Source organism: Pontibacter beigongshangensis, from assembly GCF_014332515.1.
Taxonomy (GTDB): Bacteria; Bacteroidota; Bacteroidia; order Cytophagales; family Hymenobacteraceae; genus Pontibacter; species Pontibacter beigongshangensis.
The window spans coordinates 66,021-79,648 of the sequence record NZ_VFSD01000023.1 but is presented as its reverse complement, the minus strand read 5'-3'; the positions used below and the strand labels follow the sequence as shown (position 1 = coordinate 79,648).

Annotated in this window: 10 protein-coding genes; all 10 read right to left on the bottom strand. The window is 50.6% G+C overall.

Features of this window, described 5'->3' with window-relative positions; genetic code table 11:
- Nucleotides 1–12: 12 nt before the first annotated feature.
- The 10 genes from FJM74_RS17490 to FJM74_RS17445 all read right to left on the bottom strand — a co-directional run bounded on the left by FJM74_RS17490 (nucleotide 13) and on the right by FJM74_RS17445 (nucleotide 13,261).
- Nucleotides 13–627 carry an arsenate reductase/protein-tyrosine-phosphatase family protein gene (locus FJM74_RS17490; RefSeq protein ID WP_187263928.1) on the bottom strand — a complete coding sequence of 205 codons (615 nt, stop codon included), beginning with the start codon at nucleotides 625–627 and terminating at the stop codon, nucleotides 13–15.
- Between the two features lie 406 nt (nucleotides 628–1,033).
- Nucleotides 1,034–2,107: an ACR3 family arsenite efflux transporter gene (gene arsB, locus FJM74_RS17485; protein WP_187263927.1), complete on the bottom strand. Its 1,074-nt coding sequence runs from the start codon at nucleotides 2,105–2,107 to the stop codon at nucleotides 1,034–1,036.
- Between the two features lie 89 nt (nucleotides 2,108–2,196).
- Entirely contained in the window at nucleotides 2,197–3,042 is an 846-nt protein-coding gene (locus tag FJM74_RS17480) for an arsenite methyltransferase (RefSeq protein ID WP_187263926.1), read from the bottom strand.
- A 44-nt stretch (nucleotides 3,043–3,086) separates the two neighbouring features.
- On the bottom strand, nucleotides 3,087–3,419 hold the full coding sequence (locus FJM74_RS17475) for an ArsR/SmtB family transcription factor (protein WP_187263925.1): 333 nt from the start codon (nucleotides 3,417–3,419) through the stop codon (nucleotides 3,087–3,089).
- Between the two features lie 560 nt (nucleotides 3,420–3,979).
- Nucleotides 3,980–5,200, bottom strand: coding sequence for a sensor histidine kinase (locus tag FJM74_RS17470; RefSeq protein ID WP_241739227.1), 1,221 nt, complete (start codon nucleotides 5,198–5,200; stop codon nucleotides 3,980–3,982).
- Nucleotides 5,197–5,763 carry a chemotaxis protein CheB gene (locus tag FJM74_RS17465; RefSeq protein ID WP_187263924.1) on the bottom strand — a complete coding sequence of 189 codons (567 nt, stop codon included), beginning with the start codon at nucleotides 5,761–5,763 and terminating at the stop codon, nucleotides 5,197–5,199. The genes FJM74_RS17470 and FJM74_RS17465 overlap by 4 nt, the downstream gene beginning before the upstream one ends.
- On the bottom strand, nucleotides 5,764–6,594 hold the full coding sequence (locus FJM74_RS17460; protein ID WP_187263923.1) for a CheR family methyltransferase: 831 nt from the start codon (nucleotides 6,592–6,594) through the stop codon (nucleotides 5,764–5,766).
- On the bottom strand, nucleotides 6,584–10,594 hold the full coding sequence (locus FJM74_RS17455) for a response regulator (protein WP_187263922.1): 4,011 nt from the start codon (nucleotides 10,592–10,594) through the stop codon (nucleotides 6,584–6,586). The genes FJM74_RS17460 and FJM74_RS17455 overlap by 11 nt, the downstream gene beginning before the upstream one ends.
- A gap of 91 nt (nucleotides 10,595–10,685) precedes the next feature.
- Complete coding sequence (locus FJM74_RS17450) at nucleotides 10,686–11,099, bottom strand: hypothetical protein (RefSeq protein WP_187263921.1); 414 nt, start codon at nucleotides 11,097–11,099, stop codon at nucleotides 10,686–10,688.
- 227 nt (nucleotides 11,100–11,326) lie between these two features.
- Nucleotides 11,327–13,261 (bottom strand): PAS domain-containing sensor histidine kinase, encoded by a 1,935-nt coding sequence (locus FJM74_RS17445; protein WP_187263920.1) that lies wholly within the window; start codon nucleotides 13,259–13,261, stop codon nucleotides 11,327–11,329.
- Nucleotides 13,262–13,628 lie beyond the last annotated feature (367 nt).

Sequence of the window (13,628 nt, the reverse complement as noted above, 5' to 3'; positions counted from 1 at the left end):
CGAAGCCCTACGCTAGACCTCACTAAAGATATATAGCATTTCAGCGCCAATCTGCCTTGCCCGCTCCCGGTACTTCTCCTCTTCCTGGGGGTTGCCGTCAAAGTTTTTTGGATCGTCGTAGGTAATGCTTATCCTGCTTTCCACACCTGGTACAAAGGGGCAGTTTTCGTCTGCGTCGGAGCAGGTCATGATGGCGCAAAAGCCTGCTGCCGGGTTGGCCGCATCATCAAACTTTTTCGACCAGACTTCCACAGGCGCTTCTTCATCAGCAAAACTTACAACATACACCGGGTTGCTCCCATCCTGCCGCGACTGTATGCCGAACCCTGCTTCCTGCATGGCCATTACTGCTCTCGGGTTAAAAGCGGTGGTTTCTGTTCCTCCGGAATAGCACTGTACATCAGGTATGTTGTAATAGGACGCAGCGGCCTGTGCCCAAAGCTGGGCCATGTGGCTGCGGCGGGAGTTGTGCGTGCAAATGAAAATAAGCTTTACAATTTCCTGACACTCCTTCTTCTGCCGGATATAGGCCGTAAGCTGTTGCAAAAGTTCTTTCCGAGCAGGCGGTATGGCAGCAAAGTCTTGCTCTAGTTGCTGAATCGTGTGGTGCAGGGCGGTAAGAAGCATAGCAGCATTTTATTTTTAAAGTGTGTATAGATTAGGTTCAGGATTGTGAAAAACAGCCCCCCGATCTGGCCGGGCAACAGAAACACTGAGAAGGGGGTTTATGTGCAGCAGCAAAAAAAGCTGCTGGAGGGGATTTTTTATTTGAATAATTTCATTCAGCCTTACAAGTGGTTATAGTTGGCTACTTAAATCCCGGAAATCGAATTTGTACTGCCATTTGCAACAGGACACAAGACGCAAGAAATAAGACACAAGATTCTTTCATAAGCAAAACAAATCAAATGCCTCGTTCCGATAAGTTTTGTAACTGTCTATATTTTCACCTGGCACTCCTCCAATTTGATTTTCAGGTAGTTTTAATGTTTATAAAGCTACCGGAAAGCACATCTGCCATAATTTCTTATTTTTAAACTGGCGTAGCATCAGTTACTGGTTTATCGTAGTTCCAGCGGTTTGCAAAACGCACGAGCGAAAGCATAATCGGCACCTCTATCAGCACGCCGACCACAGTGGCCAGGGAGGCACCGGAGTTTAACCCGAAAATGGCAATAGCCACGGCCACCGCAAGCTCAAAAAAATTGCTGGCCCCGATCATGCCGGCCGGTGCATTTATACAGTAAGGCAGCTTCAGGAAACGCCGGCCGATGTACCACGAAAAGAAAAAGATAAAATAGGTCTGAAGGATGAGCGGAATGGCGATAAGCACAATATTGAGCGGCTGCTCCAGTATCTGCTCCCCCTGAAAGGCAAAAAGCAAGACCAGCGTGGTAAGCAAAGCCACCATAGAAACAGGCTTCAGGCGGGGCAGAAACCGTGATTTAAACCAGTGCTCTCCCTTGCTTTTGATCAGCCAGCGGTTTGTAATGTACCCGGATACCAGCGGTATCAGCACGAAAACCAGCACTGAGGTGAACAATACATTGTACGGAATCTCGATGTCGGTAACGCCCAGCAAAAAACGCACGATCGGGATAAAGGCTACCAGCAGAATCAGGTCGTTGACAGAAACCTGCACCAGTGTGAAGTTAGAATCGCCATCTGAGAGGTAAGACCACACAAACACCATGGCGGTGCAAGGCGCAGCACCCAGCAGGATGGCACCCGCCAGGTACTCGTTGGCAAGCTCCGGCGATATCCAGGCAGCATACAGTTTCGTGAAGAAGATCCAGGCAAAAAAGGCCATCGTAAACGGCTTGATCAGCCAGTTAATAAACACGGTCAGCATCAGTCCCCTCTTATTGGCTCCAACGTTTCGCAACGAGCTGAAATCGATCTGCACCATCATCGGAAAAATCATCAGCCAGACGAGGATGGCTACCGGGATGTTGATGGAGTTCAGGTTCAGGTCGCTGATCACTTTCATGGAGGAGCCTGTCAGCTTGCCCAGCACTATGCCAGTCACGATGCACAGGAAGACCCAAATGCTGAGGTAGCGTTCAAAAAAAGCAATCTGCTTGGGGGCGGTAGTTGTTTTTGCCATTGAAAGTAGGGAATGCTGCCCGCTGCATTTTGGTAAAATGAAGCAGCGGGCAGAGATTATAGAAAATCATTTTTCTCCTAAAAAAGTCATTAGCAACAGCCGGCTCCGGGTTCACAGCAACTGGCGCTGGCAGGCTTCTGGCCGTAAACGGTAATGCTGAAGATGCCTGTATTGCTCTCTCTGAACTGGCGGATGCCTTCCGTATCGAGGTAATCCTGCAATATCTCGTCCGGCACCTGTATTACTTTCTCTTTCTGCACGGTTACATTCTCAAAGCCGTTTTCGCGGATAAGCTGCAGATACTCGTCTTTCTGGATCGCTCCGGATACGCAGCCGGCATACATTTCGGCGGCATTTACCAATCCGGCCGGCAGCTCCCCGATCAGCACCACGTCAGAAATACTGAAGTGCCAGTCCGGTTTCAGCACCCTGAAGGTTTCGGCAAAGGCCTTGCGCTTATCCGGAACCAGGTTCAGCACGCAATTGCTGATCACCACATCGGCACGGTTGGAGGCAAGCGGGATATCTTCTATCTCACCCTGCCGAAACTCCACGTTGTTGAATCCCAGCTTGTCGGCATTGGCGCGGGCTTTGGCGATCATGGCTTCGGTCATGTCAATGCCGATCACTTTTCCGCTCTCGCCGGTAATGGCCCGTGCCACAAAGCAATCATTACCGGCTCCTGACCCTAAGTCTACTACGGTATCCCCTGGCTTTATCTGGGCAAATTCGGTGGGCAGGCCACAGCCAAGGCCAAGGTCAGCATCGGGGTTGTAGCCCTCCAGGGTGGTGTAATTGTCTGCGAAAATGGCATAATCTACGGTGCCGCAGCCGGTGGCACCACAACAGGAGGCTTCGTTTTGCTCTTTGCTTTGCAGGGCAATTTCTCCGTATTTGTCCTTTACTATTTTTTTGAGTTCATCCGGATTATTCATGATCTTACATTTTTTGGTGATTAGATAGGTAAAGAGCTGCTCGGTTAGCAGCAGGAAGTGCAACATGGCTTATATCGGGCAAACAGGTCTTCTATTAATTGCTGTGCCTGTTTCCAAGCCTGATCGTCTATGCAGTAGCAAACTTTCTTGCCCTCAATCTCTCCCTTTATCAGGCCTGCTTCTTTCAGCTCCTTCAGGTGCTGCGACACCGTAGACTGTGACAGCGGAAGCTCCTCTACAATATCGCCACAGATACAGGAACTGCGATCTACCAGAATACGCAGGATGGCAATGCGAGCGGGGTGTGCCAGCGCTTTGGCATATCTGGCTACGTTGATATCTGACTGCCTGAATTCTTCTGTTTTGGAAAGTCCCATAAGCTCTATTTATAATCGTAATATTACGATTATAAATAGAAAAAGTCAAGAGATGAGGCGGGCAAAATATTAAGTTTTCGGTAAATGTTTTTGTTACTGCGCTTTCAGGTTAATTTCTTAGGAGGGATTAATAGATGTTTCTCGTATAGAGCTGCTTTGGACACTCCTGCCCTAACGGTTTCAGGCCTGATGAAATAAAAGGATGGCCATCTGGTGCATAGAAGACGGAGCAAAAGAGGCAGTAGTGCCTCCGGAGGCCACTTTTCATTAGCATAATTTAAACTGTGGGGACTTTGTCCGGCTGCCATGCGCTCTGGCTGCTTTTTATGCAATGCCTATTCGCCTCGGATCATCGGCCAGGTATGCAAAGAAGCTAGGGGCAAAACCAGCACGAATGGTACCGTCCAAAGTCGGATACCATGAACCCAACAGAGCTATTTAAGATTTATTTTCAGGAATTTATGCTACAACAATACTGAAGGGATAGTTGAGTGTAACCAGATCAAATCTAAGAGGGAATCGTAAATTATTATACAACTTCAATGTGATTTGGGCGCGGCCTATACTACGCTCCCAATCTTGAAATAAATCCTAAAGGTAGAGCCCTTGCCCAGTTCGCTCTCCAGTTCAATCTTGCCGTCGCTGTTCTCCACAATTCGTTTCACGATAGTCATGCCTACGCCGGTGCCTTCGGTGTGGTCGTGGAGGCGGGTAAACATGCTGAAGACTTTCTGGTGGTCCTGCTCTTTCAGGCCCAGCCCGTTGTCCTGCACGGCAAGCACGCTGTAGTCTCCTTCCGGGTAAGTGCTCACCCGGATCTGGGGCCTCCGGAGCGGGCTCCTGTACTTAATGGCGTTCGACACCAGATTATAGATGATACTGCGCAGGTTCTTGCGCGAAAAAACCAGGTCCGGCGACTGGGTGAAATCTTCAATAATCTCAGCTTCCGACTCCTGGATCATGCGCTTGATATGCAGCTTCACATCATCCATGATCTCCTGAAAGCCGACACGGTCATGTACGGTTTCCTCCTCGTACTGCAGTTTAGCCACCTCGGTAAGGTCGGCCAGGGTGTTTTTAAACCGGTCTATGGAAGTATCGATCATCTCGAGGATGGAGGTTGTTTCTTCCAGCTGCACACAGTTCTCCACCAGCGTTTCCTGCAGCGCCTTTATGAGCCCTTCTATGTTGGTGATGGGGGCTTTCAGGTCGTGGGAGGCAGTGTATACAAAGTTCTCGAGGTCTTTGTTTATTTTGGTGAGTTCTTTGGTGCGGTCCCTTACCCTTTCCTCCAGTTCCCGGTTCGTTTTAAGGGCAGCTTTGTTGGCCTTTTCCAGCTCCTTTTTCTGAACGAAGAAGTTGATAAAGGCCGCTACCTTTGCCCGGGTAATGTACGGGTGCAGCGGCTTAAACAGAAAATCGACCGCACCAGCCTCAAATCCTGCCACCACATGCGACGACTGCTCTACGATAGCCGTCACGAAGATGATGGGAATATCTTTTGTTTTGGAGTTTGTGTGCAGGTACTGCGCCACCTCGTAGCCATTCATGCCGGGCATCTGCACATCCAGCAAAATAAGGGCAAGCTCCTCGCGCAGGGCAATTTTCAGGGCCTCTTCGCCGGAATCGGCAAAAAGGTAGGTAATGTTCTCGCCTTCGCTGTACAGTAGACTTTCCAGGCTGATCAGGTTCTCCGGTTTATCATCTACCAGAAGCACCTTAACCGGGTAAGAATCATTGAGCTCCATAGAAGCTGCCTGCGGTTGTTGGTCAATCATCATGCAATCGAAAGTAAAAATTCCTGAATCTTTCCTAAATTCATAACCTGGCAGCCTGGAATTAATTTAATGGCTGATTCGGGCATCGTACTCACTTCGGCCTCGGTTGGGTCCTGCACCAGGGCTATGCCGCCTTTGTCGTGAATATATTTTAATCCGGCGCTGCCATCTTTGCTGGCGCCGCTTAGCAAGATCCCGATCACCTGCTTTCCGAAAACATCAGCGGCACTCATAAACGTAACGTCTATAGACGGCCGGGAGTAATTTTCCAGGTCAGAAACATCGAGCGAAAACGTTTTGTCTTTCTCGAGCAGTACATGGTAGTTGGCCGGGGCAAGGTGCACGCAGCCGGGCGTAAGCGGCTCTTTCTCTTCTATCTCCGCCACTTTCAGGCTGATCTTTTTGGCGTAAATTTGCTGCAGGTCGCTTTCGGTGTTGCGCAGCCGGTGCAACACGAGCACCACCGGCAACCCGAATCCGGCAGGCAGGGCCTTCAGCACCCCGATAGAAGCCTGTATGCCGCCCCAGGAGCCACCCATTACCACAACCTTCTCAAATGTCCTCATTTAACCTGCTTTGCGGTAAATCCTGTTGCTTTTGTCTGTGAGCTGGTATTTCGAACTGATGGAAGAGAGCGCCAGGGTCTCTTTTTTGCCGAGCCCCAGGTATCCTAACTCGACCATGCTTTCGTCGAAGAGCTTAAATACCCGTTCCTGCAGCGGATGGGTAAAGTAAATGAGCACGTTGCGGCAAACGATCAGGTGAAATTCGTTAAACGAGGCATCGGTAGCCAGATTGTGCGGATAAAACACCACATTTTTGATAAGATACGACTTAAATTTGAGGCTTCCATAGTTACTGACGTAATACTCCGAAAAGTTATATTTACCGCCCGAGGCATAATAGCCTGCCGTATAAGCCGAAATATTCGAAGCCGGGAAGATCCCCTCCTTCGCCTGCCGCAGCACCTTCTGGTTTACATCGGTGGCGTAAATCTTGGTCCTGTCCAGCAGCCCCTCCTCCTGTAGTAAAACGGCCAGCGAGAACAGCTCCTCACCGGTAGAGCAGCCGGCATCCCAGATCTTGATAAACGGATAGGTGGAGAGCAGCGGCAGCACGTTCTGCCGCAACGACAGGAAGAACGAAGGGTCGCGGAACATCTCGGTCACGTTTACGGTGATCTCCTGCAAAAACCCCTCAAAGAAATAACTGTTTTCCAGCACTGATCGCTGCAACTGCTCCATGCTTCCAATGCCGGCATTGCCTGTAAAGCGCCTGATGCGGCGATAAAGCGAAGCCCGCGAATATCCCCTGAAATCGTAGCCATACTGCTGGTGCACCTGCTCCATCAGTTCCTCTACCTCCTGCTCAAAACGGGTCTCGTCCTCAACCTTCATACAGCCACACCCTCATTAGTGTCAGCAACTTATCGGTATCTATCGGCTTCGGAATATAATCTGATGCGCCGGCTTTGATACACTTCTCCTTGTCTTCTTTCATGGCTTTGGCCGTGAGCGCTATAATAGGCATGTGTTTAAATTGTTTGTTTTGGCGGATGTGCCTGATGGCTTCAATGCCGTCCATTTCCGGCATCATTATATCCATCAGCACCATATCTACGGCAGTTTCTGTTTCCAGTTTCTGCAGCGCCTCCTTTCCATCGTAGGCCACAATGGTTTCCATGCCGTGGAGTTCCAGCAAACTGCTAAGCGAGTACACGTTTCGAACATCGTCGTCTACCACCAATATTTTGCGGCCCTGCAGAATCTGCTCCGGCACGTGCAGCTTCATCTTGAACTCGTTACCGAGCGGCAGCTTCTGGTTTACCTTGTGCAGGAACAGCTGCACCTCGTCGAGCAGGCGCAGGTAAGAATACTCGTTTTTGATGATAATCGTGTTGGCAAATTCCCTCAGCCTGGTTTCTTCCTCCTCGCTCAGGTCTTTTCCGGAGTACACAATAATCGGAATCTCTGCCAGGCCTTCTTTAGACTTCACCGACTTCATGAAGTCGTAGCCCTTCATGCCCGGCAGGTTGAGGTCCAGAATCATGCAGTCGACCTTCTGCTTAGCCAGCACCCGCTCCGCCTCTTCGGCTGTGTACACCGAAGTCGATCGCATGCCATGTGCCAGCAATAGTTCTGCCACTGCCTTGTTCTCTATCTCATTGTCTTCCACGATCAGGATATTCTCGATCCGGCCATCGGTACTGTCGGCAATGGAGGTGAAGGCCTTATTCAACATCTCGAGAGTAACTGGTTTGGGAAGATACTCTTCGTTTTCCTGAAACTCGCCGTTTATTTCGCTGTCGTAAGCCGACATTACGTGCACGCTGATATGCCGCAGGTCTTTATCCTCCCTGATCTGGCGCAGCACTTCCCAGCCGGTGGTATCCGGCAGGTGTATGTCGAGGAGCACGGCGTCGGGTTTCTCTTCCCGGGCCAGTTGCAGCCCTTCGGCACCGGTATAGGCCTTGAACACCTTAAAGTTTTTGGCGTTGGCGAAATCAGCCAGAATATCGCTGAAGCCTCTGTCGTCTTCCACGATCAGCACCTTGATCTCCTTCTTCTCTCTGGAGTTCATCCGCTGCAGCACCTGCACCGCCGACTCTGTTTTAGGTGCAGCAGGAGCCGCCGTACTGGTGCCAGATGTAGTAGCGGCGGCCAGTTGATGCGGTGTGCGTGGCAGGTACAGGGTAAAGGTGCTACCTTCTCCGGGCTCACTCTCCAGCTGCAGCTCGCCACCGAGCAGTGTAGCCAGTTCTTTGCTGATGGTAAGGCCCAGGCCAGTGCCCCCATACCTGCGCGTGGTAGAGGAATCGGCCTGCTGAAAGGCTTCGAATACCATATCCTGCTTATCTTTGGGTATGCCAATGCCGGTATCCTTTACAGAGAAGGCAATAATCTCGGTCTGCTCTTTCAGCGCCTCTGAGCGGAAGCGGGGTTTGTTTCGAACCGGATAAACAGAAAGCTCTACCTCACCTCCTTCGTCGGTAAACTTGATGGCATTGCCGACAAAGTTTTTCAGAATCTGCTCCAGCCTGAAGCGGTCGGTGGTGAGGGTGTCGTACATGTCGGAGGCGATATGCTGGCTGAAGCGGATGTTCCGTTTTTTGGCCATCTCGCCAAACATCGGCTCCATTTGTATATCACTGGTTCTGACCTCCCCCACTTCCAGCCGTATCAGCCCGGACTCGATCTTGGAAAGGTCCAGTATCTCGTTGATGAGCTTGAGCAGGTCGTTGCCGGAGCGGTGGATGATCTGGGCATGGTCGATCTGCTTGGTCGACAACGTATTTTCGGTATTATCGGCCAGCAGCCGCGACAGGATCAGGATGCTGTTGAGCGGGGTGCGCAGCTCGTGGCTCATGTTGGCCAGGAAATCGCTTTTGTACTTGCTCACCGTCTCTACCTGGTTAATCTTTAGTTCTATGGCCTGGCGGGCATCTTCCAGCGCTTCGTTTTTGCCGCGCAGGGCCTCGTATTGCTCTTCGAGCAGCTGGGCTTTTTCTTCGAGCTCCGAGTTCTTTTCCTGCAGCTCCTCCTGGTTTACGCGCAGTTCCTCTTCCGAGGCCTTGAGTTCGGCGTTGAGCTGGCGCAGCTCTTCCTGCTGCGTTTCGAGCTCTTCGGCCTGGTTCTGGGTTTCGTGGAGCAGCTCCTGCGTCTGCAGGTGGATCATGAGGGTATGCACCATAACAGCCACCCGCTCAGCCGCTGCCTTAAAGAACTGCTGCTGCAGCTCGGTGTATTCCTGGTGGGAGCACAGTTCCAGGGCTCCCACCAGATTATCGGTAAACTGCAAGGGAAGTATAACAATGCTGGCCGGGTCGCTTTCTGATAAGCCTGTTTTTATTTTCAGGTGCGCATGGGGCACCTGCTGCAGCAACTTTACCTGCCGGTCGCTCACTGCCTGCCCCACTACGCCAACGCCCACTTCAAACGATTCGAGCTGCGAGGTGCTGCAGGACACACCGTAGCTGGCTTTGGGTGTTAGCCTGCCTCCTGCCTCGTGCAGGTACATCACGCCCGCCTCAGATCCTGTGTAATTGCACAGAAAAGAGATTACCTTCTCCGACACCTGTGCCAGCGCCGAGGTGCCCGCAATCAGGTTGTTGAGCTCAGAGATGCCACTCAAAATCCAGCTTCGGTTGGCATTGTCCAGGGAGAAGCGCTGCAGGTTCTCCTTCATGTCTTTGATGGCGTAGCTCAAGATATCCTCCTGGCTTTGCACCTCTACCTCCACCTCGTAATTGCCCTGCCCTATGGCCTGCGCCACTTTGGTAAGCGACACTGTTTTGTTCAGAACCCCTCGGAACGAATCGGCCACCTGCCCGATCTCATCGGCGCTGTGTACGGATATCGCCACGTCAGTGGCTCCCACCCGGATGCGATCTGCGGCCACTTTCAGGTTAGAGAGCGATGTAGCGATCAGGTTTATGATGTAAAAAGCGAGTACCGTAAGCAGCACCAGCAGCGAAACCACCACCAGGGCCAGCCCTATCAGGTTCTGGTATTTCTGGGTAATTTCCGCCTGTACCTGCGCATTTATATGTGCCAGGAGCTGACGCTCCACAGCCCGAAGATCCTCAATGCTGGTGGTAAATTGATTAAAAACCGGAATAGCGCTATCCGGGTCAAGCTTTGTCTCCGGGTTCCTTTCTAATCGCTGCAGCACAAGGCCAACCTTCCGGTAATTCTCAGAGTCAACCACTTGCTGCACCTCCGCCACCCACTCCGGGGAGGCGTACCTGTTAAAGCTGACCATGGCGCGCTCAAAAAACCGTTGCTGCGAGCGTACTTCGGCGTAGTCTTCGTAGGAGAACATGCCTTCCTGCATCACCTTCATGAGCATACTCCGCATGCGGGCCAGCTGTATTTTAGACTCTACCAGGCTCCTGAAACCCACCATCTGCCTGGCCAGCTCTACATCTCCGATACTGTTGGCATTGGTGTCAATCCGGTCTAAAAAGGTATAAATCAAGTTATTGGAGTATCTCCTAAACTCCGTGATATCCAGTTCTAATTTATCTGTGTCGGCACGGTACTTCTGCAGCTCGCTCAGCAGGGAGATGTCGGAAAAAGATCGGCCGTTGCCCTGCAAAAACTCTTTGAGCTCCCGCTCGGCTGCGTCTGTGAGGGCACGTTGTGCTTTGGCCTCCAGCAGAAAAGCTTCATCTCCGCCCGCTGCCGCTAACATACGCGCCCTCTCCCGCTGAAACGCATGGATAACCCTCGATATCTTTTCTGACTCGGCCAGCTGCACTGCCTCCTCTTTTAAACGTTTGTTCTCCTCCACCTCCTGCTGCACGGCAGATGCGACGAAGTACAGCAACGGAATTAATAAAATAGACAGCAGCAGAAACAGTTTATCCCTGATCTTTAAATTTTTTATGACTTTCATTTAACCGGTTAGTTATCGCTGATATGATACGTGGCTCATTTAATTTGCAAAATACTAAAACGCTTCCTAAAATTTCAGTACTCCCCCAGGTTTAAAGCGCTTTACCCACGAAGCTTGCCCGAGAGTGTTGGGCAAGCTTGTATGCCTGATAATTTGAGAAGACAAAACCGATCATAAAAACGGCGGGGGAGTTTACAGCTGCCATGCGTGCCGGCAGAAGGCAGCGATCGCCTAATTCGCTTATGGCGTGTGCGGTTTCATGCCGCCTTATGAGGAGCAGCAGCAGGTGAAGAGGCTCCGGAGGGCAGTTTTTATTGGAATAATTTGATTGTTGGTTGCTGATGGCTTGTTGTTGATTGCCAAACGGTTTAACTGGTAAATGGTTGACTTGGAGATTTGAAGCTTTGATGATTTGGAAATAATTCTGCAAATAGGAAGGACAGCAGCCGTAAGATTCAGAAAATAAAAAATCTTGTTCCTCCTTATATCCTGAAAATTCGGACAAACCCTTGTTGTTTCGGACTTCTCAGCCCGAACATTCTCTGTTGGGGATTTCCTGATCCTCCTGCGCTCACTTGCGGATTCGGAAGTCAGTTTCAAATAGCCTCTGGACCAGCAAGTCCAGCAGAGTAGCGGGCAGCAGCAGAATAAGAAGGGGAATGAACCTCCGGAGGGCCGTTTTCATTCGAATAATTAAGTACCAAGCGCTAATTATGCGAATGAAAACGGCCCCTACTGTTTAAAAACAACTTTAAACACAGAGCCCTTTCCTACCTCACTTTCAACCATAATACTGTCGCCTGAGTTTTCCAGTATCTTCTTAACCAGGTATAGGCCAATGCCAGTGCCTTCTACATGGTCGTGGGCACGCTTAAACATCGAGAAGATTTTGGTGAGCTGGTTTTTTGAAACCCCCAGGCCGTTATCAGCCACCGATAAAACATAATCGCCGGAGGCCGACCTGGCGGTGCTGATTCTGACCAGAGGCGTTTTCTGCGGATCGCGGTACTTGATGGCATTGGAGATAAGGTTGAAGAGAATGCTCCGAAGGTTCTTACGTGAAAAATTCAGGCTCTCGAACGCCAGCTCCTCCACCACAATCTCGGCTTTGTTCGCCCGGATCAGGTCGCGCAGATTTGCCTTCACCTCCTGCAGGAGCTCCAGTATAGGAACGTTCACGGGCTTCTCTTTTTCCTGCTGCAGCTTAATCACATCCCCTAAGTCGCTGATTACATCTTTAAGGGTGCTGATGGAGCCTGCCATCATAGTGAGCAGTTCCTGGTGCTTTTCCCGCTCCGCCCCCATATCTTCCTCCAGGGCTGTGAGGAGCATTTCCATGTTGATGACCGGTGCTTTAAGGTCGTGCGAAGCGGCATACACAAAGCTGTCGAGTTCGTTGTTGATCCGGATCAGCTCCTTGTTCTTCTGCATCAGTTCCTCGTTTCGGCGGCGCTCCGTCAGGTCGCGGGTAATTTTGGCAAAGCCCAGCAGCCGGTTGTTTGGGTTATAGATAGGAGAGATCGTCACGTTTGCCCAGAAAGCAGTGCCGTCTTTGCGGATGCGCCACCCCTCGTCTTCAAAATGTCCTTTCTCAATGGCTTTGCTCAGCTCAAACTGCGGGAAGCCCTCCTCCCTTGCCTCGCGCGAGTAGAAGACCGAGAAATGTTTGCCTGTAATCTCTTTAGCACTATAGCCCTTCATGCGCTCCGCGCCCGTATTCCAGCTCATGATGTAGCCCTCAACGTTGAGCATCATGATGGCATAATCTTTTACACTGTTTATGAGCAGCTGCGTTTTTTCCTCGCTTTCCTTTAGTTCGTCGTTGATGCGGTACAGCTGCTGTTCCAGCTTTTTCCGTTCGGTCAGGTCGCGGGTAATTTTGGAGAAGCCGATAAACTCCTTTTCCGAATTGTACATAGCCGTGAGCACGGTGTTGGCCCAGAAAGCTGATCCATCTTTCCGGTACCGCCAGCCTTCATCTTCAAAGCGGCCATGGGTTCGGGCCTGGGTTAACTCAAATTCCGGAAACCCCTGCAATACGGCCTCCCGGCTATAGAATTTTGAAAAGAAGCGGCCAATAATCTCCTCGCTCTCATAGCCTTTCATTTTTCTGGCGCCTTCGTTCCAGGTGGCCACGTTGCCTGCCGGGTCCAGCATAAAGATGGCATAGTCGCTTACTCCTTCAATCAAGAGCCGGAATCTTTCTTCGCTTTCCTTTAGCTCATCTATAAACTTATACAGATCGTCTTCTGCCTTTTTCCGCTCCGACAGGTTACGGGTTACCTTAGAGAAGCCGATAAACTCTTTCTGGTCGTTGTATAAAGTGGTTATAATGACGTTGGCCCAGAACACCGACCCGTCTTTGCGCACGCGCCACCCTTCGTCCTCAAATCTGCCTTTGGCCCTGGCTTCCTTCAGCTCCATGCCCGGGTAGTCTTCTGCCTTGGCCTCTGCTGTGTAAAAAACCGAAAAATGTTTTCCTATGATCTCTTCGGGCTCGTACTGCTTTATTATTCTGGCGCCGGCGTTCCAGGAAACTATATGGCCTGTGGTGTCTAACAGAAAAATAGCATAGTCGGTCACCTGCTCTATCAAAAACCGGAAATGATCTTCCGTTGTCGATGCTGCCTGGGTGGTAGTGGGCAAAATGTTTAGGTCTGAATTCATGTTTGTTTTAAAGTGCCAATACAATTACTATTGTACAAGGTTTTCAGTTGAATCCGGTTCTGCCGGGAGTTAAATCCTTCGGGTGAGGAAAGAGCAGGTGCAAAGCTGCTGCCCGGCATCATTGCAAGCCAACTAGTAGCATTCAGGATCATAAAGAAAAGCAGAATACCCGTAGCTCCCAACATTTTTTGCGATAAAACCCAGCTTTCTGAGGAGGGGGCAGCTCGCAACGAAGTACTAAAAACACTTTTCCATATACAGAGCATGTCAGAAAGCTGATCCTGCTGTTTCGCCTCCCGGCTCCAGTTCTTAAAAGTCTGGATATGATGTACCGCAAGGCAACCGCAACCAACCTGAGTTTCAAAAA

Coding starts and splice junctions, on each gene's coding strand:
- arsB (WP_187263927.1), bottom strand. CDS start 2,107: ATGGCAAAAACAACTACCGCCCCCAAGCAGATTGCTTTTTTTGAACGC.
- FJM74_RS17445 (WP_187263920.1), bottom strand. CDS start 13,261: ATGAATTCAGACCTAAACATTTTGCCCACTACCACCCAGGCAGCATCG.
- FJM74_RS17465 (WP_187263924.1), bottom strand. CDS start 5,763: ATGAGGACATTTGAGAAGGTTGTGGTAATGGGTGGCTCCTGGGGCGGC.
- FJM74_RS17475 (WP_187263925.1), bottom strand. CDS start 3,419: ATGGGACTTTCCAAAACAGAAGAATTCAGGCAGTCAGATATCAACGTA.
- FJM74_RS17490 (WP_187263928.1), bottom strand. CDS start 627: ATGCTTCTTACCGCCCTGCACCACACGATTCAGCAACTAGAGCAAGAC.
- FJM74_RS17455 (WP_187263922.1), bottom strand. CDS start 10,594: ATGAAAGTCATAAAAAATTTAAAGATCAGGGATAAACTGTTTCTGCTG.
- FJM74_RS17470 (WP_241739227.1), bottom strand. CDS start 5,200: ATGATGATTGACCAACAACCGCAGGCAGCTTCTATGGAGCTCAATGAT.
- FJM74_RS17480 (WP_187263926.1), bottom strand. CDS start 3,042: ATGAATAATCCGGATGAACTCAAAAAAATAGTAAAGGACAAATACGGA.
- FJM74_RS17460 (WP_187263923.1), bottom strand. CDS start 6,594: ATGAAGGTTGAGGACGAGACCCGTTTTGAGCAGGAGGTAGAGGAACTG.